The sequence below is a fragment of the Microbulbifer aggregans genome, assembly GCF_001750105.1.
In the GTDB taxonomy this organism is placed as follows: Bacteria; Pseudomonadota; Gammaproteobacteria; order Pseudomonadales; family Cellvibrionaceae; genus Microbulbifer; species Microbulbifer aggregans.
This window is the reverse complement of sequence record NZ_CP014143.1, coordinates 3,088,938-3,115,044: the sequence shown is the minus strand read 5'-3', so window position 1 is coordinate 3,115,044 and position 26,107 is coordinate 3,088,938. Positions and strand designations below refer to the sequence as shown.

Here is a 26,107-nt window from a genome sequence, read left to right as displayed (position 1 = left end):
CCCATGATCTACTCGTCCAGGTTGTCGATGGTAATGCCGGGGCCCGGCTCGGCCAGCGGAAAGCGGAATATGCGGCTGTAGAATTCCAGCTCGCCTTCAAGGGCCATCTTGATGCTGTCCGCGCCTCGGAAACCGTGCCCCTCGTCAGGAAAGGTAACGTATGCCACCGGGATGCCCTGCTGGCGCAATGCCTTGACCATGGCCTCTGCCTGGTTTGGTGGGACCACCTTGTCTTCCATGCCCTGGAAGAAGATTACCGGGCAGTCCAGTTCCTCCACATGGTGGATCGGGGAGCGGTCCCGGTAGATCTCCTCCGCTTCCGGCCAGGGGCCCACCAGTCTGTCGAGGTAGCGAGATTCGAACTTGTGGGTGTCCCGCGCCAGGGTGCTCAGGTCGCCAATACCATAATGGCTGGCACCCGCCCTGAAGGTCTTGTGGAAAGTGAGCGCTGCGAGAACGGTATAGCCGCCGGCACTGCCGCCTTTGATCAGCAGGCGCTCCGGATCGGCAAGCCCCCTGGAAACCAGGTATTCGGCGCCGGCGCAGACATCTTCCACGTCCATGACGCCCCAGTTGTCCCGCAGCCGATCCCGGTAGGCGCGGCCGTAGCCGGTGCTGCCGGAATAGTTCACGTCGAGAATGGCAAAGCCGCGACTGGTCCAGTACTGAATCTTGAGATTCAGGCCGGCGGAGGTGGCGCCGGTGGGGCCGCCGTGGCTGAGAACGATCAGGGGCGGTTTATCCCCTTGGGGAGCCTTGAAGCCGGGGTTGTGTGGCGGGTAGTAAAACGCGTGTACAGTTCGGTCCCCGGCGGGAAACTCGATGGCCTGCGCCATGGAGAAAATGTCCTGCGGCAAGTCAGCGCTGTTACTGCTGGCGACCTGCTGGAATTTTCCGCTGTGGTCGTCGAAGGAGACCACCGCCGGAAAGCGCTCGCCGGCCGCGGCAATCATCACTGCCTTGTGGCTTTCGCAGCGTACGCTCTCGATGTCACAGTAGGGCTGGTCGATCACTTCATGGCTGCCACTGTTGAGGTCGATCATGCCCAGCTTCCAGCGGCCATCCTCGGTGAAGGTGCAGAGGATCTGGTCGGAAGTAATAAAGCCGTAGGTGGACATTCCGAAGACCCACTGCGGGGTGGCGAATTCCGCCTTGCGCTGCCAGAGCGGTTTTTCTTCCCCGAGCCGGTAGAGGTTCCACCAGTTGCTGCGGTCCGAGACAAAGAACAGTTCACCGGCAGGGGACCACTGGGGCTGGAAAATGGATTCCCCCTCACCGCCAGCGACAACTTCCACCGCCACCGGTGAGCCGGAGGCGTCCAGTTCCGCAAGGCAGAGCTGTGTCGCATCCCAGGGCATATCCGGGTGGTACCAGCGCAGGAAGGTCAGCCGGTTGCCGTCCGGGCTCAGGGCCGGATTCGAGTAGAAGTCCGCCCCTTCAGCCAGCACCTTGGGTGTCGCTGGTTCACTGCTGGTCAATTCGATGGCAATGATCCGTGCCCGGGCTTCGCCGCCGTCGGCACAAGGGGAGTAGTCCTCCTGCACGCAGAGCATGCGGTTGCGGCGGCGGTCCAGATGCAGGTCCGCATGGCGGAAAGGCCCTTCGGGCGTCAGTGGTTCCGGTGTCTGTTCGTGGAGGCCCATGCGGTAGATGCGCTGGTCATCGGCCAACACGAAGTACACGACGCCATCGCTCACCAGGTAGCTGGCGCCGCCGTATTCGTGGGCTTTCGCGCGTACACTCAGGGGGGCAGGGGTGACATCCCGTCGCTCACCGCTCGCAGAGCTTTCCACCAGCACGGAGCGACCCTTTTCGGCGGGTCGCGACTCCAGCCAGTAGAGACTGCCATCTGCTACTGAGGCTTCGCCCAGGCGCACACTGCCGGCCACCAGGTGGTCGGCACTGATCGGTGATTTCCAGCTGCCATACGGAGCCTCGGTGACTGTGGAATCGCGCATCGAAGAATTCTCCCTCCGTGAGTGTGCCGGGCATTTTGCCGATGGCGAAAGACCGATACAAGCGGGCGACGAGGCTTAAACCGGTTGAGCGGCCCGAGCTTCTGTACCGCTGCCCAGTATGGTACTTTCACTGCAATCGCACCAAGCGCTTGCTTGGTTGTGCGGGCGCCTTTCAATGCTGTCTCGGTTGAAGGCAAGGAAACGTAGGCGGTGATGACTGCCTGTCGAGAGGAGATGCGCATGTCCGATGAGGTAGTGATTACCTGTGCCCTGACCGGGGTGCTCACCAATCCGAGCCAGCACCCGGTGCCCGTGACGCCCGAGGAAATGGCGAAGTCAGCGCGGGAGGCCTATGACGCGGGCGCAGCCGTGATGCACGTGCACTTCCGCGCGCAGGAGCCAGGCATGGGCCATCTGCCCAGCTGGGATCCAGAAGTGGCAACGGCAATCGCCGAGGCAATCCGCAGCGCCTGCCCTGGGGTTATTCTCAATTTCACGACCGGCACCATCGGACGCGATCAGTCGGGAGCCCTGGCATGTATTCGTGCCGGGCGTCCCGAGATCGCCGCATGCAATGCCGGTAGCCTGAATTACCTCAAGGCCCGTTCCAATGGCACCTGGGCCTGGCCGCCGATGTTGTTCGAAAACCCGGTGGATAAAGTCGAGGAACTGCTGGCGGTCTGCCAGGAGACGGGTACCCGTCCCGAGTTTGAATGTTTTGATGTGGGCATCGTCCGCTCGGTGGGCATGTTTGCCGATGTGGGGATGGTGGACAGGCCCAATTACAACTTGGTGATGGGTGTGGCCTCGGGTATGCCCGCAGATGGCGAACTGCTGGCATTGTTGCCCCGCTACATGAAGCCCGGCGCCCTGTGGCAGACCACCCTGATCGGCAGGGAAGAGATCTGGCCGGTGCATCGTCGCACGGCCGAGTTGGGCGGACATTTGCGCACCGGCGTGGAGGATACCTTTTATCTCCCCGGTGGTGAGCGTACCTCTGGCAACGGCCAGCTGATCGAAGCGTTGGTGCAGGTTGCCCAGCAGGCGGGCCGCAAGGTGGTATCTCCGCAGCGGGCACGTGAGATTTTCCTCTGACCCCCTAGGCCGGCCCTGCAAGCTCCATAACTCGTCTACGCTTGTTAGATTAGTGGCTTTGTGCGCCAGCGGTTTCCGGCGAATTCCGGGCCGGTGGCGCTGTTTGCTCTGGAGCTTCTCATGCAAGCCTTCCTGGATGGCCTCGCCGGCTTCATTGGCTGGGGTAATGCGATTACCTGGGGCGGTATCGGCGGTTTATGGTGGCTGGGAATTCTGATTGTCGGGCTTTTGCCGACCGGCATCTACTTCACCTGGCACAGCCGCTTTATTCAGTTCCGGCACTTCGGCCACATGCTGTCGGTGATGCGCCACAGCTTCCACCACGAGCACAGCGATTCTGTTTCCTCCTTCGAAGCTTTTGCCACCAGCGCTGCGGCGCGGGTGGGGACCGGCAATATCGCCGGCGTCGCGGTGGCCATCACCGCGGGCGGCCCCGGCGCAGTGTTCTGGATGTGGATGGTCGGGCTGCTTGGAATGGCGACCAGCTTTATCGAGAACACCCTGGCCCAGACCTACAAGGAGCGGGGCGAAGAGCACGGCACATTCCGGGGTGGCCCGGCCTATTACATCGAGAAGGGGCTGGGCAAACGCTGGAAGTGGCTCTCGGTACTGTTCTCCATTTTCCTGATCCTGAGTTTTGGCTTCTTCTTCAATGCGGTACAGGCCAACGCGATGGCCGCGGCGGTCAACGGCGCCTGGGGCGTCAACCCATTACTGGTGGGGCTCTGTATCGCGCTGCTGGCAGGCGTCATCGTATTCGGCGGTATTCACAGCATTGGTCGCTTTGCCAGTATCGTGGTGCCTTTTATGGCGCTCGCCTATCTCGCAATTGCCATCGCCGTAATCGTGATGAATTTCGGTGAACTGCTGCGAGTGCTGGGCGATATCATCGGTGGTGCGTTTGGCCTGGAGGAGGCCGGTGCCGGTGCGCTGGGCGCGGTGATTGCCAATGGTATCAAGCGCGGGCTCTTCTCCAACGAGGCCGGTATGGGGTCCTCACCGAACGTTGGCGCGGCTGCGGATGTCAAACATCCGGCGATTCAGGGTTACGTGCAGATGGCTTCGGTTTTTCTCGATACGATCCTGATCTGTACCGCTACCGCGTCGATCATCCTACTGGCCGACATGCACATGGTGGGCAACATGGAAGGTGTGACACTGACCCAGGATGCGCTCGCCAGTGAAGTGGGATCCTGGGGAGGGAGCTTTGTTGCGTTCGCACTGATTTTCTTTGCCTTCACTTCGATCATTGCAAACTATTACTACGCAGAGACGAATATCTTCTATCTCTGGCATACCCGCACTTCGATTTTCTGTTACCGGGCCCTCTACATTCTCTTCATCCTGTTCGGTGCCTGGGTGGCGTACAGCGGCAGCTCGGATAACTTCGCCCTGTTGTGGAATATGGCGGATATGTCCATGGGCTTTATGGCCACCGCCAACCTGCTGGCAATTCTGCTTCTTTCCGGCGTAGCCTTCCGGGTGCTGGCGGATTACGAAGCGCAGCGCGCCCAGGGTGTGCGGGAACCGGTGTTCGATGCGCGCAAGCATAATATTCCCGGGGTCGAACACGATGTGTGGGATGGCAACCGCTAGCGGAAACCGGCTCTAGTCAGATACCCATCTGGCGCGAGGCGAGATCCCGCAGGATTTCCTCGGAGCCGCCACCGATGGCGTTGACCCTGACCTCCCGATAAATGCGCTCGGTGCGGCTGCCCCGCATATAGCTGGCGCCACCGATTACCTGCATGGCTTCGCGGGCGCAGTACTCAAGAGTTTCCGTGGCCTGTACCTTGAGCAGGGCGACATCGGTGACCTTGAGTTGGCCCTGCTGTTCTTGCCAGGCGCACAGGTCCAGGTAAGCCTGGGTGGTGTTGATGCGTTGCAGCATCTGCGCGAACTTGTGCCGGATGACCTGATGGCTGGCAAGCCGCTTGCCGAATGTCTCCCGCTCCTGCGCCCATTCGATGGCTTCCTGCAGGCACACGCGGCTGAACTCGATACAGGATGCCGCGATGCCAAGGCGCTCCTGATTGAAGTTGTGCACGATGGGGAGAAAGCCCTGGTTCTCCTCGCCGATCAGGTTGCTTGCGGGCACCCGGACTTCATCAAAGAAAATGGTGGCAGTATCCGAGCACCACCAACCCTGTTTCCGGTCCAGCTGCTGACGGTGCACGCCTGGTGCATTGGCAGGGATCAACAGCAGGCTAATGCCCCCGAAGCCGTCGTCCCCGGTGCGCACGGCAGTGGTGAACCAGTCCGCGCGCATACCGCCGGTGATGAAAGTTTTCTCTCCTGTGACAATAAATTCGTCCCCGCTACGTCGAGCCCGGCACTTCAGGTTGGCCACGTCCGAGCCGCCACCGGGTTCCGTGACAGCCAGTGCGATATGTCGCTTGCCGCGCAAAACCGGAGGAATCACGGCTTCTTTCAACGCCTCCGATGCGTAATGCACCAGCGGCGGCAGGGCGATACCGTGGACCATCAGGCTGGCATAAACCCCTCCAGCGCCACAGCGGGCCAGTTCCTCTGCCGCGACGATCACATGAAAGATATCTGCGGGGACTCCGCCGTATTCTTCGGGGTAGCCCAGCTGCAACAGTCCCACATCCGCAGCCCGGCCCCACAGGTCACCCGGCAGGGCACAGGCCTCATCCCAGTCATTAACATGCGGCAGAATTTCACGGGAAACAAAACGGCGTAACTGTTGCCGCCACTGCTGGTGCTCATCGGTAAAGAATGGATTGGCGAGCCGGGTGCTGTCGATATCAAACACAGTGAACTCTCATTCAGTGGATTCCGGGTGCATGAGCGAGTCTGTTTCGATTGCTGCTTCGATTTCGACCAATAGCTGGCCACCGCGGACCTGATCCCCGGCCCCTGCAGCGAGCTTGATCACCTCGCCGTCACACGCGGCTTTCAGCGGGTGCTCCATCTTCATCGCCTCCATCACCGCGAGTGTCTCGCCCCGTGCGACTCTGGCGCCGGCACGGGTGTGTACTTCGATGATGCAGCCATCCATCGGTGCCAAAATCTGGCCCGAGGTTGCTGGCGCCCGGTTGCTGGCTGGTGCCTGGGTACTGTTGGAAAAGCGCCATTGAGTACCCTGGTCGAGCAGATGCAGCAAATCCCCGTCCGCTAGATAGGAATAACTGGATCGCCTGCTCCCGATGGTGAGTTCAACCCTCGATAAGGTAGTGTCGGCGTCGCGGTGCAGAATGGTGACCGTGCTGGTTTCAGCCTCGCATTCAACCCGATAGTGGCCCTGAGGCTGTGGCCAGAGCAGGCAGTCGCGGACTTCGCCGGCGGTTTCCAGCCGATAGAGCAGGGGGGTGTCATCGCTGGCAGTGCGCCAGTTGGCCCTGCCAGAGCGTCGATCCCGCTCACGGATACTGTGCTCATGCAGTAGCGTCGCGGCAACAGTAACCAGCCCGGGCGACGGGGCGGACGATTCAGGTGAGGTACCCGCACGGTCGAGATAATCCGTGGTGATCAGGCCATCGGTAAAATCGGGGCTGGAGGCGAGCCCGCACAGAAAAGAAAAGTTATGGGCAGGACCGACGAAGCTCGGTGCCTGTAATGCCCCGAGTAACCGCAGGCGCGCCTGTTCACGGTCCTCACCCCAGGCGATCAGTTTGCCCAGCATCGGGTCATAGAAAGGTGTAATCAGCTGTCCGGTGCAGATGCCTGAATCCACCCGGATACCGTCACCGGTTGGTGCCTGCCAGTGCAGTATCCTGCCGCTCTGTGGGAGAAAACCATTGGCCGGGTCCTCCGCATATAGCCGCGCCTCAATCGCGTGTCCGCCCTGGGCCAGCCGCCGGTCAATTTCAACCTGATCGGCAGGCAGCGGATCGCCGCGGGAAACCAGGAGTTGCCAGGCGACCAGGTCGAAACCGCTGACCATTTCAGTCACCGGGTGTTCGACCTGCAATCGCGTGTTCATTTCCAGAAAATAGAAGTTGCCATCATCGTCGAGGAGAAATTCCACCGTGCCGGCGCCAACATAATGGCAGGCACTGGCGACGGCCTTTGCGGCATCGCCAAGACGGGCCCGCAGTGCCGGGTCTACCGCCGGCGAGGGGCTTTCTTCGATGATTTTCTGATGGCGCCGCTGCAGGGAGCAGTCCCGTTCGCCCAGGTGCACGACAGTGCCTTTGGTATCTGCGAAAACCTGCACTTCGATATGGCGAGCGGAGAAAATGGCTTTCTCGAGGATGACTTCGTCACTGCCGAAAGCGGCACTGGCTTCCGAGCGTGCGGAGCGCAGCTGGTCGGCAAAGCTCTCTCGATCCCGAACGAGGCGCATCCCCCGTCCGCCGCCACCGTCCGTGGCTTTGATCATGATCGGGAAGCCAATCTCCAGGGCCGCCTTTAGCAGGGCGTCATCGGTCTGCTCACCACTGTAGCCGGGAATACCCGGCACGCCGGCGGACTCCGCCAGCGATTTGGCCCGACGCTTGTTGCCCATCAGTTCGATGGTGTCCGGTGCGGGGCCAACAAAAACCAGTCCGCGCTCGACACAGGCACAGGCAAATTCGGCATTTTCCGACAGAAAGCCATAGCCGGGATGTACCGCTCTGGCCCCGCCCTGATCGGCGGCCGCCAGTACACGCTCGATATCCAGGTAGGATTCTGCTGGCGTCCGGCCGCCGATGGCAATGGCGCTATCGGCCAACTGCACGTGTGGGCTGTCCGCGTCTGCATCGCTGTAGATGGCGATGGTGCGGTAGCCCTGCGCCCGGGCAGTGCGAATAATCCGAGCGGCTATTTCTCCACGGTTGGCAACCAGCAGCGTCGGGCGCTCATGGCCAGGGCGGTTCTCCTGTGCTTCAGCCTTCATTGCTCGGCCCACTCAGGTTGACGCTTTTCCAGGAAGGCGAGGGCGCCCTCGCGCCCCTCGTCCCCCAGCACGGCTGCTGAAAATTTCCCTGCCGCGGCATCCAGGACAGCGTCCTGCTCGGCCGGGGCAATCCCGATGCTATCGCGTATCAATGCCTTGGTAGCGGCAAGGGCGGAGGGTGCGCTACGGCGGATATTGGCAAGGAGCGCATCGATGCCACGGTCCAGCTCTTCCGCGCTAACGGCCAATTGATGCACCAGCCCGATATGGAGTGCTTCGGCCGCATCCAGTTTTTCACCGCCGAGAGCCAGTCGCCGTGTCTGGCCCGGCCCGATACGGCTGTTAAGGAAGGGGGCAATCTGTGCGGGCAGCAGTCCGAGCCGGGTCTCCGGTAAAGAAAAGTGAGCGCCCGGCGCCGCAATCGAGATATCGCTGGCACAGACCAGGCCCACACCGCCGCCCATGGCCACACCCTCAATCGCACATACGATGACCAATCGGCTGCGCTCCATTGCCTGCAGCAGTCGGCCGAAGCGACGGCTCAATTCTGCAAAAGCGTTTGGATTGCCGTCGCTGTAAGCCTGCTGTGCCTCGAGCATGTCGCTCAGGTCGCCGCCGGCACAGAAGTTACCACCGGCACCACGAATCAGCAGGGCGCGTACCTGCGGATCGTTTTCCGCCGCGGTCAACACGGTTTCCAGTTCCTCAATGGATGCACGGTTGAGCGCGTTGCGCTGCTCCGGTCGATTCAGGGTGACCCTGATCACGCAGCCCTGTTGTTCAGTAATGAGCGCTGTCATGCCGGCTTCTCCTGTGCTCTGTAACAGTAACCTTCACGGTTCTTCTTCCTGTCCGACCTCTCAATCGGCATCACCGACTGAACTTTGCTCGGTGGCTTTGGGAGGGGAGCTCTTCTGGCGCTTACGGCTCGGGAGAATGCCCATCAGCTTGCAGATGATGCCGAGCATGACTTCGTCAGCGCCGCCGCCAATTGGCGTCAGTCGACAGTCACGGTAGGCTCTGTTGATCAGGGTTTCTTCCACATAGCCCATTCCGCCCCAGAACTGCAGGCACTGGTCGGGGATGCTGCGGCACAGGCGGCCGGCCTTCAGTTTCGCCATCGAGGCCAGCGTGGTGACATCCTCGCCCGCAACGAATGCTTCGACGGCACGCCAGGTTAAAGAGCGGAAGCACTCCACCTCGGTTTGCATCTCGGCGAGAGCGAAGTGGATGGCCTGGTTGTCCAGTAGGGGAGCACCGAAAACCTTGCGCTCACGCACGTGATCGATGGTATGGCTGATGCAGTTCTCGAGGCCGCGGATAGTGAGCGCTGCCCCGGCCAGGCGCTCCTCCTGGAACTGCAGCATCTGCAACAGGAAGCCGGCACCCTCGTCACCGATGCGGTTGCGCTTCGGCACCCGGACGTCCTCGAACGCCACCGGTGCGGTCTCTGACGAACGCATGCCCATTTTATGCAGCCGCTTGCCAACGGTAATCCCGGGGCTGTCGGCGGGGATGACCAGCAGGGATTTATTCTGGTGGGGTTTGCCCTCACCGGTATTGACCAGGGTGCAGAAAAAATCTGCTGCGGGGGCATTCGTAATCCACATTTTCTCGCCGTTGACAATGTAGTCATCACCGTCACTGCGGGCGTGGGTCTTGATCGCGGCGACATCTGAACCGGCGCCGGGCTCTGAGACGGCGATCGAGGCTACTGTCTCACCCCGAATCGCGGGTGCGAGAAATTCCGCCTTCAGCTCATCGCTGGCAAAGTTTGCCAGCGCCGGTGTTGCCATCGAAGTCTGCACAGCAATGGATAGGGGTACCCCGCCGCAGTGTGCCGCACCCAGCTCCTCGAGAAATACCGCCTCGTAACTGAAGTCGAGGCCAAGGCCACCCCAGGCTTCCGGCTTGCTGATTCCCAGCAGGCCAAGCTTGCCCAGTTCAAGGAAGAGATCATGTACCGGAAATGCGCCCGCCCGTTCCCATTCATCAACGCAGGGATTGATCTCCTGCTGGACAAAATTTCTTACAGTGCGCTGGAGTTCGCGGTGTTCGTCGGTCAGGATCATGGTTGCTCCCTGAGGCCTTGGGTTCGGGTAGCGGGGCGTTTTACAGACGCCCCGGGTTAAAAGCGAGCGACACCAAAAGTATTGGTCGCGAGTTGTGCTGCGTCTGCCTCATGACAGACTTCCAGCAAAAAGCCCAGCAGGCGCCGTGTATCCCTGGGATCGATGATGCCGTCGTCCCAGAGGCGGGCGCTGCAGGAAATGGCATCGGAGCCGGCATCGAGAAAGGCGGCCGTATCTGCCTCCAGCTTATCCAGCGCCGCTTCGTCGACCGCGCCGCTACGCTGCATCTTTTGCTCACTGACGATGCGCATGACTTTGCCAGCCTGGGAGGCTCCCATCACTGCTGTGCGGGCGTTGGGCCAGGCGAAAATAAATCGGGGGTCGAAGCCGCGGCCGCACATCGCATAATTGCCCGCACCATAGGAGCCGCCCACCACGATACTGATTTTGGGCACACGGGCATTGGCTACGGCCTGAATCATTTTCGATCCGTGCTTGATGATGCCCTGCCGCTCTACTGCTGTTCCCACCATAAAGCCGGTGGTGTTGTGAAGAAATAACAGCGGGGTTCTGCCCTGGTCGCAAAGCTGGATGAACTGCGCAGCCTTGTTGGCGCCGCCCGGTGTGATTGGACCGTTGTTGCCGAGCACGCCGATGACCCTGCCCTCGATACGGATGTGCGCGCAGACGGTCTGCTGGTCGAATTCGGGTTTGAAATCGAGCAGGGCAGAGCCGTCGGCAATGCGCGCGAGCAGCTCCCGGACGTCATAGGGTTTGCGGCTGTCAGCCGGGACAACCCCCAGTAGTTCATGGTCAGGGTAGATGGGCGGCTGCCACTCGCAGGACTCCTCCAGCTGAGGCGATTTTGGTAGGGTGGCCACGATTTCCCGAGCCAGGCGAATGCCATCGGCATCGTCTTCGGCGAGATAATCCCCGCTGCCCGCCTCACGGCAATGCATCTCGGCGCCTCCCAGGCTCTCCTCGTCAGCCACTTCACCAGTGGCGGCCTTAAGCAGTGGCGGACCGGCCAGGTACATACCCGTCTGCCCGCGGATCATCACCACGTAATCGGACAGCCCTGGCTGGTATGCGCCGCCAGCTGTGGCCCCACCGTGTACTACAGTCACCTGTGGTATACCCGCTGCGGACATCCGCGCCTGATTGGCAAAGCCCCGCCCGCCGGGGGCAAAGGTTTCCGTTGCGTAAATCAGGTTGGCACCGCCACTCTGGGCCAGGGTGACCACGGGCAGGCGGTTTTCCAGCGCGACCTGCTGCATGCGCAGGGCCTTGTCCATGCCGGCGGGGGAGATGGTGCCGCCCTTTACCGCATAGTTATCCACCCGAATCACGCAGCGCCTGCCACTGACAAAGCCGATACCGCAAATGGCACCGCCGCCGGCACCACTGCCGTCCGCATCGTCATAGAGCTTATAGCCCGCCAGGGGGCAGAGTTCGACAAACGGTGTTCCGGGGTCGAGCAGCCGGTTGAGCCTTTCTCGCGGTAACAGCCAGCCGCGCTCGCGATACCGCTGTGCACGCGCTTCCGCTGCAACCTGGGGTTTTTTTTCCGCATCGCGGAATTTCTCGATGGCCGCAAGCATGGCCTCGCGATTGCGGAGGAACTCTTCCGCGCTGGTATCGATCGAAGAGTCGAAAGGCTGCATCAGAGTTTCCCCTCGGCCTCGAGCTCCTCGACGACTTTCGGTCGGTTGCTGCGGTGAAAGCCGTTGAACGCCTTGCGGTTTTTGGCGGACGAGGGACGCCACAGTGGTGAATGATGTTTGAGACTGCCGCCGCCATCGATGTGCAAAGTCTGACCGGTAATATAGCGGGCGGCATCGGACAGCAGAAAACACACAGCGGCACTGACTTCGGCCTCTTCGCCCAGCCGGTCCAGTGGGATGGTTTCCCGGAAGCCCGGCAGTAACTGGCGCAGGAATTCCGGGTCGTAGGTGTCGAAACCGCTGGACAGGATATAGCCCGGAGCCACCGCATTTACCCGAACACTGCTGGATGCCCATTCCACCGCTGCCGTCTGGGTGAGGTTTTCCATTCCGGCGCGAGCGGCACCGGAATGGCCCATCATCGGCATTCCACCGACGTTGTCGGCGGTGATGTTGACGATGCTGCCGCCGTGCTCCGCCATGCTCTGGTTGAATACTTCCCGGGACATCAGAAACCCGCCGACCAGGTTACTGCGCACGACGGCTTCAAAGCCCTTGCGCTTGATCTGAGAGAGCAGGCCGGGGAATTGTCCTCCCGCATTGTTGACCAGACCGCGAATGGGACCGCGCGCCTTTACTACCTGTGCCACGGTTGCTACCACCGCATCCTCGTCGCGGATATCCAGGCTGTAATGGCTGCAATTGCCCCCATCGGACTGTATCTCGTCTGTCACGGCGGCGAGCTTTTCTTCCGTGCGGCCGATGAGCACGGGATGTCCTCCAAGGCTTGCCACCTCGTGGGCGATGCAGCGGCCGATACCGCTGCCGCCGCCGGTCACGATAATAGTCTGACCGCTGAAACTCTCTGGGTGCAGCTGGCTCTGGTAGGGCATGCCTCTTCTCCTTCTTATCGACTGCGGGGCTTGCATGGCCGCCCTTGGGGGCGGACAATTAACGAAACTACCAAGCACTTGCTTGGTTCGCAATCATCCATCGTGTCCTCAGTGATGATTGCGTAGGTTTTGGCGCCAGAAAGCGGGAGCAGGGGCAGTGGCAGAAAAAGTTGCGACAAAACACAGAGGGTCGGGTAGCAGCGTCGGGGGAGGCAGACTGGACTCCGACAGCACGCTGATCGCGACCCTGGTGGCTGAGGGACTGTTGTCCGACCCGCAATCAACCCGTGGGCGGCTGCTCAATTGTGCCGCTCACCTGTTCGAACAGAAGGGATTTGCCCGCACGACGGTGCGTGACATTGGTGCTGAAGTGGGCATTCTTTCGGGCAGTATCTTTCATCACTTTTCCAGCAAGGAGGAGATCCTCCGCTGCGTGATGGAAGAGGTCATTCACTTCGCGCGGGCGCGGATGGCGGAAGCGGTCGCCACCGCCGGAGCGCCACGGGAACAGCTGCACGCCTGCATTCGCTGCGAGCTGGAGGCCATACACGGGCGCGCCGTGCCGGGATTCTCCATTCTGGTGCTGGAGTGGCGAAGTCTCTCTGCCGAGAGTCAGGCGGGCGTGCTTCGGCTGCGGGACAGCTATGAGCAGATCTGGCGCGAGGTATTTTCCGCGCTTGGCGGTCCGCTGGATGACCCGGCGCTGAGCCGGCGTCTCATCCAGGGTGCAATCGCGCATACCCACAACTGGTTCAGGCCGGAGGGCAAAGGTCTGTCCCTCGATGGTCTCGCTGCACAGATCCTGCGGGTGTTTGCTCCGGAGTAAGCGTTGCGGCAAACGCTATTTCATTTGGTGACACGGGTATTCGGGAGCAGCTCTCTCGCCGTGACACACATCTCAAAATCTCTGCGATAGCATCGGGTGCCGTGTCAGTTGAGAACCAGTCCCCACTCCCGATCAGTCAGATCTTTTAGTCTGCGGGCTCTTTACCCGAATCTTGTTTTTATTCCCGCTTCTGCACTTGTTCAGTAGGCGGCGGGACTCCGGAGTGACTGATGTCTGGCCAGGAACTGTTCCAGATCGTTTCCACAGGAAAAACCCTTCGCGGCATACCAGCGGAGGAGGTCATCCAGGCCGCATCGCGTCTGTTCAAGATACCGGCGCCCCAGGCCCAGCGATTGATGCTGAAAGGGTGGGTCATCAAGGACAGGCTGACTCGCGCTAATGTGGTGGACTACCAAACCAGGCTGCACAAGCTCGGACTCAAGATCGCCGTGTGTCCCGCGGGCAAGTTTGATAACCGGGCACTGGTCGCCCGCATACAGGCAGCGAGCCAGCGGCGAAACCGGCACAAAGGGGAGAGGAGCCCGGTAACTGAAGCTGCCAGCAGCGCACAGCCCATTAGTCCGGCAGTGCCCGCGAACAATTCCGGCGGCAGAAGTGAAGGTGAGCGCCGTGCGCTGGAGGAACTGGGCGCTCTCTTCTCCAGTGATGATCGATTGCGCCAACCTGCGACTGACTGGGTGACATTGTTGCCCGGGGCGGTCGGAGCCGCGATCGTGCCGGGAATCTTTGTCTTTGCTGCCGTCGCGCTTTCGCTGGCTGGTGTCGGGGCGCTGTGGCAGATCCCCGAATCCCTTATCGCTGGTGACTTCAGTCTCTCCACGGTGACCGGTGCGCTGGCCAGCCTGGCGATGGTGGCTGTTGTCGCGCTGTTTACCGTTGTGCCTTTCATTCTTGCCGAACCGCGATTAGACGAGACGAGTCCGGCCGAACAACGTCCGCTGCACCGGAAAGATGCTCCGCAACTTTTTCTGTTGCTAGAGGCATTGTCCGAGCGCGGCGGCCTGCCAATGGTAGAGCAGGTCCGGGTAACCCGCGGGGCAGAAGTGATTGCGGGAGCAGGTCTGTCAGGTGCGTGGCGGCAACGGTTGGTCCTGACCCTGGGCTTCTCGGCCGTCAGGGCCTATTCGGGCGCTGAGCTTCTCGGTCTTCTGTCACGGGCACTGGGATTCTATGCCGGGCGCGGCTGGGCTCTGATTACCTGGATGGTGTTGGGCAGTGCAGGGCGGTTGCAGGCCATGCAGGTCGCCTTCGAGGATGGACGGGTTTTCCCGGTAAGTGAAAGCGGTTCTGCTCTGCAGGGCATGAATCGGGTTCTGGGGTACGGTGCCCGGCCGCTGGCGCCGCTGATTGATCGCCTCCTCGCGCTGCACCAGCGCCTCGGAAATCAGGCGGCGCGTCTGCTGCAGCGTCGGGCTGATCGCTGGTGCGCAGCCATGCTCGGTAGTGAGGGATTTGCGCCCTTTTCAGACAAGTGGCAGCAGGTAGTCCACTCGGCCTTGATCGCCGCAGAGGCCAACCGCGAGGCGGCCATCGTCGATCAGCGACTGGAGGATTTCCCGACGGCTGTGGTCTGGCTCCGGGAGCATCTCGACGACGAAACCCGTGGCAACCTTGAACTGGCGATGACCCACACTTCCGATCCCTGGGACCCGGCGGCGCCGGCAGATATCGACCGGATTGGTGAAGTGGAGTCTTCGGCAATTGCGCCAATGCTGCGGGGCAATTTCTCGTCGGAAAAACTCTTCCCGGATCTGTCGGAGATTTCCCGCGAAGTCAGTGGCCTCGGCGATGTGGGCAGCGCATCAGTGGGGCACCTGCAGTTACTTGCGGCAAGCAGGGAGGCTGAGGAGTCGCTGGTGGTGTTGCAGGAATACTTCAACCGTGTGGTGCCGGCTCGCATCATGCCACTGGAAATTCCACAGAGTGACGAGCTTGCCGGAATGGATCTGCAGGGCTGTATCGACTGGCTGCGAGGCAAGTTGGTGGAACTCAGGGAGTATCAGGGCAGGCTCAGCGAGCTGGAGAACCGTGGTGCCCTGATGCAGCTGGGCAGGCTGCTGCTCAAGGCTCAGGTTCCGGTCGAGGCCGGGGACTACCAGCTCTGTGGAGCGACGGTCTCAGCAGCCGATGAGAGCGTTAGTGATAACCGCGCCCGGCGCAATGATCTCGAACAGCAGGTTCGCGGTATTCACGCGTTATTTGCATTGCGTATCGAGCGGGCCCGTCAACAGATGAGTACTCGAGAGGCGGAGGCGGTCAGTCAGCGGCTTGAAATGGTGCGGGAACTGGGATCATTGGCTCCGCGGCTCGCCAGCATGGAAATGCAGACAAAAATTCTCGACCTGGTCCTGGAGAGGCTGGACAGCAAGCGTGAGATGCGGGTCGTCATCGAACGGCTGGCGGACCTCGTCCGGGGCGAGTGGCAGGCGTTGCAGACAGAAATTCGCCGCGGGCGTTATATGAGTGCCGGAGACCTGACTGCGCGGCTGGAGAAGCGCGTAGGTCACGTGGGCTATGCGGCGTTTCCCGAGGATCGCGCGGGGCAGGAGGCGCTGCTGCGTCAGCTACAGGCTCAGCTCAAAGCAGCGTCTGCGGTAACTCTTGAATACTACCGCGTGCAGCTGGCTGGCATTTTGTCGCCTTGTCTTGCCGTAGAGCGCAGCAATAAAGTGAGACCATTGCGACTGGTCGCCGTGTCGGCGTAACTGATCCGGCAGGACGATTCCTGGTTTACTTCAGCCGCCGGCCAGCTTGACCTTAAAGCCCTTGCCTTCCAGCAGGGCCTGAATTTCACTGCGTTTGTCGCCCTGGATTTCGATAACACCGTCCTTGAGAGCGCCGCCGCAGCCGCAGCGCTTTTTCAACTCAGCCAGTAGCAGCTTGAGCTCTGTGTCGGTGCCGGGAAGGCCCCGCACGCATGTAACTCCCTTGCCTTTGCGCCCCTTGGTTTCCCGCTGGATTCGGACAATACCGTCACCCTCGTGGCGGCGCTCCGGCTTCGCTTCTTCTTTGATTCGACCGCGATCAGTGGAATAGACGAGGCGGTTGGATTTGTCCTTGCTCATGGTAAACCTTCAGTTCTCTTGGCTTTCTTGAGTTTCTGGCTCTGAGTGAGTTTGCCGCGGATGTTACGGCCTGGTTCGGAGGCTGTCGACCCGCGTCGCCAGGTAGCCTGACCCTCCGGCCACGATTCTGGCGGCCGGTCGAGTAGGGCGCTATAGTGCACTTTTCCAGGAGGGACTATGGCACTGACCGGCAAGCGTAAATGGCTCAATGAAGTGATATTCGGGACGGATACTCCCGCAGGAAAGAACTTCGATGTGTTCCTGATCTGGGCGATCCTGATCAGTGTGGCCCTGGTACTGCTGGTCTCCGTGGAGAGTATTGAGGTTCACTACGGGCAAGAGCTGTTCATCCTCGAGTGGGTTTTCACGGCCCTGTTCACAATCGAGTACGCCCTCCGAATCTATTGCGCGGTGGATCGCCGGCGCTACATCTTCAGCTTCTATGGCATTGTCGATTTGCTGGCGATCCTGCCCAGCTACCTGGCCCTGGTATTCGCGGGGGCAGGCTACCTACTGGTGATTCGCCTGCTGCGCGTCTTGCGCATCTTCCGGGTGCTGAAGCTGGTGCGCTACCTGCGCGATGCCAACCTGCTGATGCGGGCTCTATGGCAGTCGCGACGCAAGATCCTGGTCTTCTATTCCGGCATGCTCGTGATCGCTACGCTCTTCGGTGCGCTGATGTTCGTGGTGGAGGGGCCGGGCAATGGGTTTACCAGTATCCCCAAGAGTATTTACTGGGCAATCGTCACCGTAACCACTGTCGGCTACGGTGACATCAGCCCACATAGCCCACTTGGTCAGGCTATCGCATCCCTGACGATGCTGATCGGTTACTCCATCATCGCCGTTCCCACGGGTATCGTTACCGCGGAGCTGGCTTCGGAACTGGGCCGGGAGCGCAGCCTCAGCCGCTGTGATAACTGCAGCCGGGCGGGCCACGATATGGATGCAGAGTACTGCAAGTTCTGCGGTTACAAGCTGGCCGAGGTGGAGGAGCTCGATGAGGATGAATGGAGCCGGGGAGGGTAGGCCAGCGGCTTTTCACCCCCTGGCCGCCCCGCAGGTCTGCCGGAGGGTGCTACCAGTTGTCGGGCACGCGAACGGCGATAACATCCGCGGTCGCACAGACCCGGCCCCCGCTTTTTAGTTCACATTGCAGGTGAGTCTTGCGCTCGCTGCGCTCGAGGATCTTAGCGGTCAGCTCCACAGGTTCATCGATCAACGCCGGTGCCCGGTATTGCACGTCCAGTTTGCCGGTCGCATACCAGATCTTGTCACCCGTGCCGGTGGCGCGACCAGCCTGGCGGTAACCGTCCGCAATGGCCGTACAGATGGTGTGGCAGTCCATCACTGTGGCGATGATGCCGCCATTGAGGTATTGGGTCGGCCCGGCGCAGTGGTGTGGCGAGGGCGTGAATGTGCACACTGTCTCGTCTTCCCCTGTCCAATAGCTTTTGATCTGGAGGCCGCGGTCATTCTCCGGGCCACAGCCATAGCAATGGTTCTCTGGAATCTGGTCCTGAATCGCTGCCGGTTCGTGCATGTACTGTCTCCTTATAATAGGAGCGTGATGCTAACCATTTGCGCTGGCGTAGTGAAGAAATTACCCTTGCGCCTCTTTTTTGCGGTGGGTCGAATCGATGGAAGTCTCTGGTTACTGTGCGCCCGGCTTTGAGTCCATTTACCGGGCTTTTGCCGACAATTTCCGTGAGCGGGGCGATACCGGTGCGGCGCTGGCTGTGCGCCAATATGGGGAGACCATCGTTTCCCTGTGGGCTGGCAGTTCCGACCGGCAGGGGCAGACGGCGTTTACCGAAGATACCATCGCCAATGTTTTCTCATCTTCCAAGGGTGTTCTCGCCCTTCTAGCCCTGCAACAAGTGGCTGAAGGAAAGCTTGAGCTGGACCGCCCGGTTGCTGACTATTGGCCGGAGTTTGGCGAGAAGGGCAAGGCACAGATCACCCTGCGCCAGCTCCTCAGCCACCGTGCCGGTGTCGTGGCCTTCCAGGAGAAGGTCGCTGACGAGTTGATCTACGACTGGGACGCTGCCTGTGCCCAGGTGGCAGCCAGTGAGCCCTGGTGGGCGCCGGGCAGTCGCCAGGGATATGCCCCGTTTCTGTATGGATGGAGCGTGGGTGGCTTGCTGGAGCGGGCCACTTCGACGCCCGTGACCGAGCTTTACCGCCAGTTCCTCGCTGCACCGCTGGAGTTGCACGGCGGCTTCGGCGCCGTGGGACATCGCTCTGCACAGGTAGCGGATGTCGGGCCCCTGAAAAAGCCACTGCCGGAGTTAAGGGAAAACGCCATCAGCCGTGCCATCAAGGCAGATCGCTCCAGCGCTGTCGCCATGGCCTTCAGTAATCCCGTCAGTCTGGTAATGGGTACCAACAGCCGTGAATGGCGCGAGGCCGTGATCCCGGCGGCCAATGGCCACTTCAGTGCGCTGGACCTTGCCGTAATCTACGGCGAGCTGGCGCGGGAAGATGCCAATATCCTGCCTCGGGAGCTGATCGTGGAGGCCGCCAGTGAGCAGAGCAGCGGCCATGATGCGGTACTCCAGGCCGAGGTCAGCTTTGGTTGTGGTTTTATCCGCAGTGGCACTGCTGCCGATCTTCGCTTCGGTGGTCCCGCTGGCTTTGGCCACCCGGGTGCCGGCGGTAGCGTTGGTTTCGCCGACCCGGAGCGGGAGCTTGGATTCGGATACGTCTCCACTCGCCTGGGGCAGAGCCTGTTTATGGATCGGCGCGCCGTGAGCCTGTTGGAACAACTTTACGGGATGCTTTGAATGTCTTCAGAAGTAGAAGAGCTGAACCGCCGCGTGGAAGAGCTGGAAAGCCGGCTCGCCTTCCAGGAGGACACACTGGCCCAGCTAAACGATGTAATCGCCAAGCAGGACACCAGCATCCGCTGGCTCGTGGGTCGCTTGAAGGAACTCGGCGAGAAGTACCAGGATCTCTCTTTCGAGGTGCAGGGCGGTCAGAAGCCGGGCGAGGAAAAGCCGCCGCATTATTGATCCATTGTCGCGGTTTGCAGTGGCCGTCTCTGTGGGACCACTGTTCCTGTTGTGGCGGCCAAAATGCACTCTAGTGCCTTAATAATTCATAGTTATCAACTAAAGCGCTTTAAAGCTTAAATTCGTCTAAAAACTCTAATTTTTTTGCTCAAGTCAAGAGTTGACAAAATTTTTTCCACATGCGTTCCCCCGCCCGGGAGCAGTTGTCCCAATCCTCACTTAGTTGGTACGGCACGTCCAAGAAACCGTATAACCTATTGTTTTTAAAGGTTAAATTTGCTGTGTCTAAAAAATGCGCAAAGTGCTGGGGGCAAGGAATACTGCCGCGTGGCGCCACCTTTTTCCGGTTCTTGCACAGAGTTATCCACAGAAGCTGTGGAAGAACGCTTTCAGGCCTTCAGGATGCCCTGAAAAGCCGATTTGCGTGTCCGGTGCTGGGAAAGTGAGATTTTGCGGGCTCGACGCTAGACGTTACTTCGCTTTCCGCCTAGGCTTCGTCCCCTGAATCGGGGGGCGGTTCAGCTTTGAGTCAGGTGGAACAGGGATACTTCCCTCATCTCTCGGGGCGCGGTATCTCCCCGAAACGAGACCCGTTCATCCAAAAAAGCGTTAGGAGAACCTTACATGAAAAAATGGGTAGCAATTCTCGCACTGGGCTCACTGGTTGGTTGTACCACTCTCGATCCGTATACCGGTGAGAGCAAGACCAGTAATGCCGCCAAGGGGGCTGGTGCCGGCGCCATCGCCGGAGCCATCATCGGTGCGGCTACCGCCAGTGATAAAGACCGCAAGAAAGGTGCCATCACGGGTGCTGTGGGCGGTGCGGCAATCGGCGGTGGTGTTGGCTACTACATGGACCGCCAGGAGATGGCTCTGCGCCAGCGCCTGGAAGGAACCGGCGTACGGGTTCAGCGCGAAGGTGACAATATTCGCCTGATCATGCCGGGCAACATTACTTTTGCCACTGACCGTGCCGACATTCGTACCGACTTCTATGACACGCTGGATTCCGTCGTGATCGTTCTGAAAGAGTTCGATCAGACTGCCATCCGCGTTAGCGGTCACACTGACAGCACCGGTTCTGACGTCTACAACCAGACTCTGAGTGAACGTCGCGCCAGCTCCGTCGCCAATTTCTTCACCGGCCGCGGCGTGGCCTCCGGCCGCGTACAGGCTGTGGGTTACGGTGAGCGTTACCCTCTGGCGAGCAACGACTCCGACGCTGGCCGTCAGGCTAACCGTCGTGTAGAACTGGAGTTGCTGCCGCTCAAGTAATGTGAGACAAAACGAGCAGGGCCGAATGCGCTGTACGTTATAAGAGGGCACTTCGGTGCCCTTTTTTGTGCGCGCGAGAGCCTGGAGGCCCCAGTGTGAGGTCGCTACTGGCGGCAGGAAAGAGCAAAGGATCAGCTTTAAGGGAAGAGGGGAGTTGGTAATGATTTTACGGACAAATTGGTGGTTTCATTCGGCACTGGCCGTAACACTGGCACTGTGGCTGTTGCCTGCTATTGCGGAAGAGGGGGCTGAAATCCAAAGCACCGAGCTTGCCGGTGAAAGTCTGGCCAGCCGCTATGCGGAGGCCGGCCTGGTGGCGAGGGTTCAGATCTCCGGTATTCACCGGGATGTCGATAATGCCTTGTCTGAACCAGGTATGGTCGCGGTGCGAGGCTATGTTTATTCGGCAGTTTCACGTCAGGTGTGGAAAGGAGAGGCAACCCAGATGCTGGCTTTCCGGCTCGGTCTGGAGGCCTGTCAGACCAAGCTTCAGCAGGGAGAGCACTATATAATTTTCGCCAGTCCCGACACCTACGGTCGCCTGCAGCTGGATAGCTGTGAGGCCGCCATACCCGAAGCGGATGCGCCCGATATGCTGGCGCAGTTGGATCGTATTTCCAAGCAGGGTTGAGCCCTTAAAGAACCGTTTCCCGCCCGTCTGTGCAGGCCCAACTTCCCGGCCTGCACCCTCTCGCTTAAAACTCAACTGAATAACGACTAGAACACTTACAGCAATCGAAACTTTCTCAGTGGAACATTGTTCCTTGAAGAACGGGAATGCCGGGTTATTCTTATCAATGTTGGCGTGAGCTTCTTCCACTCGATTTCGGGTGTTGATATTGCTAAAGCGCCATTGGTCTGGAACCGGCTGACAGGCAGCCGCCACATGACGGTCTCCAGTGTCGCGATCACGCAACAGCCAGGGGTCACAAGGTGGGTTTATGAAGAAACTACTGCTTCCACTGATAATTTTGCTGCTGATAATCGGCTATTTCATGTCTCGCGGCGGTGACGATACTGCCAGAGATGCCTATGACTCGATGGAGTCTCCATCCAATGAATCCATGCAGGATGACTCCATGGAGACGCCTCCTGACGGTATGGGTACCCCGGACTCCACCACGCCACGGGAACCGGATCAACCGGACACAGTCCCGCCCGGTACTGGCGATATGACGCCGCAGGACAAGAGTGTGGGCCAGGAAGCTGAAGAGGCCCTGGAGGCAACCGGCGAGGCAATCGACCGTGCCGCTGAGGAAACCGGCGAAGCGCTGAAAGAGGCCGGTGAAGCCACCGAGCGCGCAGTCGAGGACATGGGCGATGATCTGAAGCGGGCTGGCGAGGCAACCGAGGAGGGCGCCAAAGAAGCCATGGATGAGCTCCGCGGAGATGAAGACAAGTCCGACGAAGAGCCTCAGCGCAATTGAGTCTGATTTGGGGCTGCCGCCTTCCGGCAGCAAAGTGACAACCGGTGCCGTGCTTCTAGCACGGCACCGGCTATTATCATTTCATGATCGAGCATCGTTGGCACCAGGATCACGATATCCTGGAAGTTGAACCCCACGGCCCACTACAGGCATCGGACTTCTCTCTCCTCGCCGAGCAGGTGGATCCGGTTCTCCGCGAGCAGGAACTGCTTCATGGCCTGTTGATCAATGGCCGTCACTTCTCGGGCTGGGAAAACTTCAGCGCGCTCCTCTCACACTTTCGATTCGTGCGGGATCACCACCGTCATGTGCACAAGGTGGCAGTTCTGTCTGATGACTCCCTGCTGCGGTTGATGCCTGCCCTGGTCAGTCATTTTGTCAGTGCCGAGGCCAGGCCATTCTCGCTGGATCAAAGGCGGGAAGCACTGGAGTGGCTGGCCTCGCCGGGTTAGCATCCGCGGCTCCCAAGCAATCCTGAGTCCCGATCGTCGTGAGTCAATCCCTGGCCGTCGCCGCCGCTGATGAAAGTTGGATGGAGTCCGCGCAAAACCTTGCTGCGGAACTCTCTCTGCCATATCTGGGGGCGGTGGACCCCGCCGAGACGGACAGTTTTGCACAGCTGCTAATGGTCGGTGATGCCCTGAGTCTCTGCGCTACGGGGCGAAAGGCGCCGGGACCGGTGTGGGTGGATTTCGTTGGCGGTGCCGTTGCCCACCGGCGCAAGTTCGGAGGGGGCAAGGGGCAGCAGATCGCCAAGGCTGTCGGGGTTCGCGGCGGCTTTTATCCCCGTGTTGTCGACGCTACTGCCGGTCTTGGGCGAGATGCCTTCGTATTGGCCTCGCTTGGCTGTGAAGTCTTGATGCTGGAGCGCAATCCAGTCGTGCGGGCCCTGCTCCGGGACGGGCTGCGCAGATTAAGGGACGCTGCGGAAACAGACTCAGAGCTTGCGCCAATCGCTGCCCGTCTGTCACTCGACGATTCGGGGCTCCCGGCGTCCGAGTGGCTGGTAAAACAGCCGGCGGAATCGATACCGGTGGTCTATCTGGATCCCATGTTTCCGCAGCGGGAAAAAAGCGCCAGGGTCAAAAAGGAAATGGTGGCGTTTCACCAGCTGGTGGGCAGTGACGAGGATGCCGATGCGCTACTCGAGCCAGCCTATGCGGCGTGCTACTACCGTACCGTGGTCAAGCGCCCCCGGGTCGCTCCTTTCCTTGCCGGGCAAAAGCCGTCAGTTTCGCTGGAGGGCAAGTCCGGCCGCTTTGATGTGTATACCCGGCATGGAATGTCCCGCCATGGAATGAGCCGGCATGGAATGTCCCGCCATGGAATGAGCCGGCAAGGAATGTCCAACAAGGAATAACCCGGCACGGCGTGCCGGGTTGAGTAGGGGCTGGTGCTTCAGCAGTTGACCGCGTTCACCGCGAGTCCGCCAAGGGAGGTTTCCTTGTACTTGCTCTGCATATCGATGCCGGTCTGACGCATGGTTTCGATGACGCTGTCCAGTGGCACGATATGCGCTCCGTCTCCCCGCAGGGCGAGCCGGGCACCGTTAATCGCCTTCACGGCGCCCATGGTGTTGCGTTCGATACAGGGAACCTGCACCAGGCCGCCAATAGGATCACAGGTCAGCCCGAGGTTATGCTCCATGCCGATCTCGGCTGCGTTCTCGATCTGCTGGTTAGTACCGCCCTGAACGGCTGCCAGTCCTGCCGCGGCCATGGAGCAGGCGACACCGATTTCTCCCTGACAACCCACTTCCGCAGCAGAGATGGACGCATTGCGTTTGAAGAGCATGCCGATCGCGCCGGCCGTGAGCAGGAACTCTACGACCTGCTCGCGAAGGTCGCCGTGTTCAGCGGGGTCGTGAACGAAGTTGACGTAGTAGGCAATGACGGCGGGAATAACGCCGGCTGCACCGTTCGTGGGCGCGGTCACAATACGGCCCCGGGCTGCGTTTTCCTCGTTCACCGCCAGCGCGTAGAGGCTCACCCAGTCGAGGATGGACAGCCCCTGCCTGCGCTCTTCTTCAGATTGCTTACTGAGTTCGCGATACATTTCCTCAGCGCGGCGGCGCACTTTGAGCCCGCCCGGAAGCAGTCCGTGCTGGTGACAGCCGCGCTCGATCGAGGCTTCCATCACCTTCCAGATATTCCACAGCTCGGCTTTGACTTCTTCCTCGTTCCGGAACGCCTTTTCATTCTCCATCGCCAACTCGGCGATCGACCACCCATGGCGCTCGCAGAGGTCCATCAGTTGTTGGCCGCTGGCAAATTCAAACGGTAGAACGGTGGCGATCTGGTCTTTGTGGGCGAAGTCCTCTTCCGACAGTACGAAGCCGCCGCCAATGGAGAAATAGCTGCGTTCAAAGAGCGTGGTGTCTTCGGCAAAGGCACGGCAGGTCATGCCGTTGGCATGCTGGGGCAGGAACTCGTCGTTGTGAAACAGGAGGTCGCGATCGCGCACAAAAGCAATTTCATGGTCGCCGGCGAGGTTCAGGCGTTGCCCTTGCTCGATCGTCTGCTGTTTGTCCTCAATCGTGTCGACTTCGATCGTGTCTGGCGATTCGCCCAGCAGGCCCATCAGCACTGCCATGTCTGTGCCGTGGCCGATACCGGTGAGCGCCAGGGAGCCGTAGAGGTGCACCTCGACTCTGGTGGTCTGGCTCAGCTGCTCGCGCGCTGTCAGGTCCTGTACAAACTGGCGGGCTGCCACCATCGGACCCACTGTGTGGGAGCTGGAAGGTCCAACGCCGATTTTGAACAGCTCGAAAACGCTGATGCTCATAGACAGGTGTGCTCCGCTGATTTCGTAACTTGGCAGTCATTCATGCGGGCAAATTCGCTGATGCGAAGCGCGCAATCAAGGGCTTTTGCCCCTTTCCATAGAATATTCTACCGCTAGGCCAATTGGCGGAGTTTGTGTGGATGGATACCCCTGAGCCGGGACAAACTATGGCGCGTTTGCGACCAGAACGGCCCTTTTGGGCGCGGGGTGACCTTCAATCGTCTTTGTGGAGTCGTCGGGATCGAGAAAGTCCGCCAGGGACTCGTAGCGCATCCAGTCAGTGCGCCGCTGTTCTTCGAGGGCGGTAGTGTCAAGGTCCACCGTGCGCGGGTGGTCGAAGCCACTCTTGCGCAGCCAGCTCTCCAGTGTGGCGCAGCTGGGCAGGAACCAGACGTTACGCATTTTCGCGTATCGCCCCTCCGGCACCAGGCAGTCGCCGAGTTCGCCGTCAATCACGAGTGTTTCCAATACCAGCTGCCCACCTGGCCTCAGGGTTTCGCGCAGCTCCCGCAGGTGGTCCATAGGGGAGCGGCGATGGTAGAGCACGCCCATGGAGAGGGTGGTGTCGAACGCGCGCAGGTTGCAGGGCAGGGCCTCGATGCCCAGGGGCAACAGGTCAACCCGCCGATCGTGACCGAGGTATTTCTTCATCGCATAAAACTGGGCCACATACTTCGCCGAGGGATCGATACCGATCACCTGTCGTGCACCGGCGCCCAAGAGCCGCCAGCAGTGGTAGCCATTACCGCAGCCAACATCGAGTACCAGCCGGTCCTCCAGAGGCTCGAGATGTGGTGCGATGCGATCCCACTTCCAGTCGGAGCGCCACTCGGTATCGATCTGCAGGTCAAAGAGACTCCAAGGGCCCTTGCGCCAGGGGTGAAGCGCCCGGAGTGCGGCTTCCAGCTGCTGGCGCTGGGCCGGACTAATCTCCTGTGCCGCCCCTGCGCTGACTTCCCGTGCCAGCTCGATGGCACCGGGCTGGACATGCGGCAGGGCCTCCAGGGCGGCACGCCAGTCCGGCAGGTCGCCCCAGCGGTGCGGGCTCAGTCCCGTGGCTACCTGTTCCGGCAGGGTGGCGAGCCAGGGGCGCAAAGCGGGAATGTGCTGGATATCGGCGTAAAGGCGGGTGTAGTCGATCATCGGGTTCTTTTCTTATGTGAGCCGCAA

Annotated in this window: 23 protein-coding genes; 12 read left to right on the top strand and 11 right to left on the bottom strand. The window is 60.5% G+C overall.

The genetic code is table 11. The features are described 5' to 3' along the window. Positions 1 to 8: 8 nt before the first annotated feature. Positions 9 to 1,958 carry a S9 family peptidase gene (locus tag AUP74_RS13540; RefSeq protein WP_069948036.1) on the bottom strand — a complete coding sequence of 650 codons (1,950 nt, stop codon included), beginning with the start codon at positions 1,956 to 1,958 and terminating at the stop codon, positions 9 to 11. A 213-nt stretch (positions 1,959 to 2,171) separates the two neighbouring features. Between AUP74_RS13540 and AUP74_RS13535 the strand changes: the two genes are divergently transcribed. Together AUP74_RS13535 and AUP74_RS13530 are read left to right on the top strand one after the other, a co-directional pair. Further along, positions 2,172 to 3,053: a beta-keto acid cleavage family enzyme gene (locus AUP74_RS13535; RefSeq protein ID WP_226999796.1), complete on the top strand. Its 882-nt coding sequence runs from the start codon at positions 2,172 to 2,174 to the stop codon at positions 3,051 to 3,053. 120 nt (positions 3,054 to 3,173) lie between these two features. Continuing rightward, a complete protein-coding gene (locus AUP74_RS13530; protein ID WP_069948902.1) occupies positions 3,174 to 4,649 on the top strand; it encodes an alanine/glycine:cation symporter family protein in 1,476 nt (491 codons plus the stop codon). A 16-nt stretch (positions 4,650 to 4,665) separates the two neighbouring features. On the opposite strand, the gene AUP74_RS13525 is transcribed toward AUP74_RS13530, so the two are convergent. The 6 genes from AUP74_RS13525 to AUP74_RS13500 are packed head-to-tail and all read right to left on the bottom strand — an operon-like array spanning position 4,666 to position 12,525. Next, positions 4,666 to 5,829: an acyl-CoA dehydrogenase family protein gene (locus AUP74_RS13525; protein ID WP_069948035.1), complete on the bottom strand. Its 1,164-nt coding sequence runs from the start codon at positions 5,827 to 5,829 to the stop codon at positions 4,666 to 4,668. A 9-nt stretch (positions 5,830 to 5,838) separates the two neighbouring features. Beyond that, on the bottom strand, positions 5,839 to 7,896 hold the full coding sequence (locus AUP74_RS13520; protein WP_069948034.1) for an acetyl/propionyl/methylcrotonyl-CoA carboxylase subunit alpha: 2,058 nt from the start codon (positions 7,894 to 7,896) through the stop codon (positions 5,839 to 5,841). Next, positions 7,893 to 8,696, bottom strand: a complete 804-nt coding sequence (locus AUP74_RS13515) for an enoyl-CoA hydratase/isomerase family protein (RefSeq protein ID WP_069948033.1) — start codon at positions 8,694 to 8,696, stop codon at positions 7,893 to 7,895. The genes AUP74_RS13520 and AUP74_RS13515 overlap by 4 nt, the downstream gene beginning before the upstream one ends. A 60-nt stretch (positions 8,697 to 8,756) precedes the next feature. Beyond that, the gene (locus tag AUP74_RS13510) at positions 8,757 to 9,968 is read right to left on the bottom strand and encodes an acyl-CoA dehydrogenase family protein (RefSeq protein WP_069948032.1); all 1,212 of its coding nucleotides are present in this window, start codon (positions 9,966 to 9,968) and stop codon (positions 8,757 to 8,759) included. A gap of 56 nt (positions 9,969 to 10,024) precedes the next feature. Further along, complete coding sequence (locus tag AUP74_RS13505; RefSeq protein ID WP_069948031.1) at positions 10,025 to 11,632, bottom strand: acyl-CoA carboxylase subunit beta; 1,608 nt, start codon at positions 11,630 to 11,632, stop codon at positions 10,025 to 10,027. Continuing rightward, complete coding sequence (locus AUP74_RS13500; RefSeq protein WP_069948030.1) at positions 11,632 to 12,525, bottom strand: SDR family oxidoreductase; 894 nt, start codon at positions 12,523 to 12,525, stop codon at positions 11,632 to 11,634. Before AUP74_RS13500 ends, AUP74_RS13505 begins: the two co-directional genes overlap by 1 nt. A gap of 157 nt (positions 12,526 to 12,682) precedes the next feature. On the opposite strand from AUP74_RS13500, the gene AUP74_RS13495 reads away from it, so the two are divergent. Both AUP74_RS13495 and AUP74_RS13490 read left to right on the top strand, forming a co-directional pair. Beyond that, positions 12,683 to 13,351 (top strand): TetR/AcrR family transcriptional regulator, encoded by a 669-nt coding sequence (locus tag AUP74_RS13495; protein ID WP_226999795.1) that lies wholly within the window; start codon positions 12,683 to 12,685, stop codon positions 13,349 to 13,351. Between the two features lie 230 nt (positions 13,352 to 13,581). Beyond that, positions 13,582 to 16,077 (top strand): M48 family metalloprotease, encoded by a 2,496-nt coding sequence (locus AUP74_RS13490; protein ID WP_069948029.1) that lies wholly within the window; start codon positions 13,582 to 13,584, stop codon positions 16,075 to 16,077. 30 nt (positions 16,078 to 16,107) lie between these two features. Here AUP74_RS13490 and yciH read toward each other — a convergent pair whose 3' ends face one another. Continuing rightward, positions 16,108 to 16,437 (bottom strand): stress response translation initiation inhibitor YciH, encoded by a 330-nt coding sequence (yciH, locus tag AUP74_RS13485; protein WP_069948028.1) that lies wholly within the window; start codon positions 16,435 to 16,437, stop codon positions 16,108 to 16,110. Between the two features lie 177 nt (positions 16,438 to 16,614). On the opposite strand from yciH, the gene AUP74_RS13480 reads away from it, so the two are divergent. After that, positions 16,615 to 17,466: an ion transporter gene (locus tag AUP74_RS13480; protein WP_069948027.1), complete on the top strand. Its 852-nt coding sequence runs from the start codon at positions 16,615 to 16,617 to the stop codon at positions 17,464 to 17,466. A gap of 49 nt (positions 17,467 to 17,515) precedes the next feature. On the opposite strand, the gene AUP74_RS13475 is transcribed toward AUP74_RS13480, so the two are convergent. Further along, a complete protein-coding gene (locus AUP74_RS13475) occupies positions 17,516 to 17,980 on the bottom strand; it encodes a PaaI family thioesterase (protein WP_069948026.1) in 465 nt (154 codons plus the stop codon). Positions 17,981 to 18,077: 97 nt separating this feature from the next. Between AUP74_RS13475 and AUP74_RS13470 the strand changes: the two genes are divergently transcribed. The 7 genes from AUP74_RS13470 (at position 18,078) to AUP74_RS13440 (ending at position 23,513) form a co-directional block, all read left to right on the top strand. Next, positions 18,078 to 19,223, top strand: a complete 1,146-nt coding sequence (locus AUP74_RS13470) for a serine hydrolase domain-containing protein (protein ID WP_069948900.1) — start codon at positions 18,078 to 18,080, stop codon at positions 19,221 to 19,223. Further along, positions 19,224 to 19,451, top strand: a complete 228-nt coding sequence (locus AUP74_RS13465; protein WP_069948025.1) for a SlyX family protein — start codon at positions 19,224 to 19,226, stop codon at positions 19,449 to 19,451. Positions 19,452 to 20,075: 624 nt separating this feature from the next. Further along, positions 20,076 to 20,726, top strand: coding sequence for a YiaD family glycine zipper/OmpA-like lipoprotein (locus tag AUP74_RS13460; RefSeq protein ID WP_069948024.1), 651 nt, complete (start codon positions 20,076 to 20,078; stop codon positions 20,724 to 20,726). A gap of 160 nt (positions 20,727 to 20,886) precedes the next feature. Continuing rightward, positions 20,887 to 21,357, top strand: a complete 471-nt coding sequence (locus AUP74_RS13455; protein ID WP_069948023.1) for a hypothetical protein — start codon at positions 20,887 to 20,889, stop codon at positions 21,355 to 21,357. A gap of 310 nt (positions 21,358 to 21,667) precedes the next feature. Further along, the gene (locus AUP74_RS13450) at positions 21,668 to 22,153 is read left to right on the top strand and encodes a prolipoprotein diacylglyceryl transferase (RefSeq protein WP_069948022.1); all 486 of its coding nucleotides are present in this window, start codon (positions 21,668 to 21,670) and stop codon (positions 22,151 to 22,153) included. 83 nt (positions 22,154 to 22,236) lie between these two features. Next, positions 22,237 to 22,605: a SpoIIAA family protein gene (locus tag AUP74_RS13445; protein WP_069948021.1), complete on the top strand. Its 369-nt coding sequence runs from the start codon at positions 22,237 to 22,239 to the stop codon at positions 22,603 to 22,605. 38 nt (positions 22,606 to 22,643) lie between these two features. After that, positions 22,644 to 23,513 carry a class I SAM-dependent methyltransferase gene (locus tag AUP74_RS13440; protein ID WP_226999794.1) on the top strand — a complete coding sequence of 290 codons (870 nt, stop codon included), beginning with the start codon at positions 22,644 to 22,646 and terminating at the stop codon, positions 23,511 to 23,513. Positions 23,514 to 23,551: 38 nt separating this feature from the next. Here the strand turns inward: AUP74_RS13440 and AUP74_RS13435 are convergent, their stop codons facing one another. Continuing rightward, the gene (locus AUP74_RS13435) at positions 23,552 to 24,937 is read right to left on the bottom strand and encodes an L-serine ammonia-lyase (protein ID WP_069948020.1); all 1,386 of its coding nucleotides are present in this window, start codon (positions 24,935 to 24,937) and stop codon (positions 23,552 to 23,554) included. A 165-nt stretch (positions 24,938 to 25,102) separates the two neighbouring features. Beyond that, positions 25,103 to 26,080, bottom strand: a complete 978-nt coding sequence (cmoB, locus tag AUP74_RS13430; protein ID WP_069948019.1) for a tRNA 5-methoxyuridine(34)/uridine 5-oxyacetic acid(34) synthase CmoB — start codon at positions 26,078 to 26,080, stop codon at positions 25,103 to 25,105. Between the last annotated feature and the right edge of the window lie 27 nt (positions 26,081 to 26,107).

Excerpts from the sequence above, each read along its gene's own strand:
- AUP74_RS13530 (WP_069948902.1), top strand. The coding sequence starts at position 3,174 with ATGCAAGCCTTCCTGGATGGCCTCGCCGGCTTCATTGGCTGGGGTAAT.
- AUP74_RS13475 (WP_069948026.1), bottom strand. The coding sequence starts at position 17,980 with ATGCACGAACCGGCAGCGATTCAGGACCAGATTCCAGAGAACCATTGC.
- AUP74_RS13520 (WP_069948034.1), bottom strand. The coding sequence starts at position 7,896 with ATGAAGGCTGAAGCACAGGAGAACCGCCCTGGCCATGAGCGCCCGACG.
- cmoB (WP_069948019.1), bottom strand. The coding sequence starts at position 26,080 with ATGATCGACTACACCCGCCTTTACGCCGATATCCAGCACATTCCCGCT.
- AUP74_RS13535 (WP_226999796.1), top strand. The coding sequence starts at position 2,172 with ATGACTGCCTGTCGAGAGGAGATGCGCATGTCCGATGAGGTAGTGATT.
- AUP74_RS13510 (WP_069948032.1), bottom strand. The coding sequence starts at position 9,968 with ATGATCCTGACCGACGAACACCGCGAACTCCAGCGCACTGTAAGAAAT.
- AUP74_RS13445 (WP_069948021.1), top strand. The coding sequence starts at position 22,237 with ATGATCGAGCATCGTTGGCACCAGGATCACGATATCCTGGAAGTTGAA.
- AUP74_RS13515 (WP_069948033.1), bottom strand. The coding sequence starts at position 8,696 with ATGACAGCGCTCATTACTGAACAACAGGGCTGCGTGATCAGGGTCACC.
- AUP74_RS13465 (WP_069948025.1), top strand. The coding sequence starts at position 19,224 with ATGTCTTCAGAAGTAGAAGAGCTGAACCGCCGCGTGGAAGAGCTGGAA.
- AUP74_RS13455 (WP_069948023.1), top strand. The coding sequence starts at position 20,887 with ATGATTTTACGGACAAATTGGTGGTTTCATTCGGCACTGGCCGTAACA.
- AUP74_RS13450 (WP_069948022.1), top strand. The coding sequence starts at position 21,668 with ATGAAGAAACTACTGCTTCCACTGATAATTTTGCTGCTGATAATCGGC.
- AUP74_RS13480 (WP_069948027.1), top strand. The coding sequence starts at position 16,615 with ATGGCACTGACCGGCAAGCGTAAATGGCTCAATGAAGTGATATTCGGG.
- AUP74_RS13460 (WP_069948024.1), top strand. The coding sequence starts at position 20,076 with ATGAAAAAATGGGTAGCAATTCTCGCACTGGGCTCACTGGTTGGTTGT.
- AUP74_RS13540 (WP_069948036.1), bottom strand. The coding sequence starts at position 1,958 with ATGCGCGATTCCACAGTCACCGAGGCTCCGTATGGCAGCTGGAAATCA.
- yciH (WP_069948028.1), bottom strand. The coding sequence starts at position 16,437 with ATGAGCAAGGACAAATCCAACCGCCTCGTCTATTCCACTGATCGCGGT.
- AUP74_RS13490 (WP_069948029.1), top strand. The coding sequence starts at position 13,582 with ATGTCTGGCCAGGAACTGTTCCAGATCGTTTCCACAGGAAAAACCCTT.
- AUP74_RS13470 (WP_069948900.1), top strand. The coding sequence starts at position 18,078 with ATGGAAGTCTCTGGTTACTGTGCGCCCGGCTTTGAGTCCATTTACCGG.
- AUP74_RS13500 (WP_069948030.1), bottom strand. The coding sequence starts at position 12,525 with ATGCCCTACCAGAGCCAGCTGCACCCAGAGAGTTTCAGCGGTCAGACT.
- AUP74_RS13435 (WP_069948020.1), bottom strand. The coding sequence starts at position 24,937 with ATGAGCATCAGCGTTTTCGAGCTGTTCAAAATCGGCGTTGGACCTTCC.
- AUP74_RS13505 (WP_069948031.1), bottom strand. The coding sequence starts at position 11,632 with ATGCAGCCTTTCGACTCTTCGATCGATACCAGCGCGGAAGAGTTCCTC.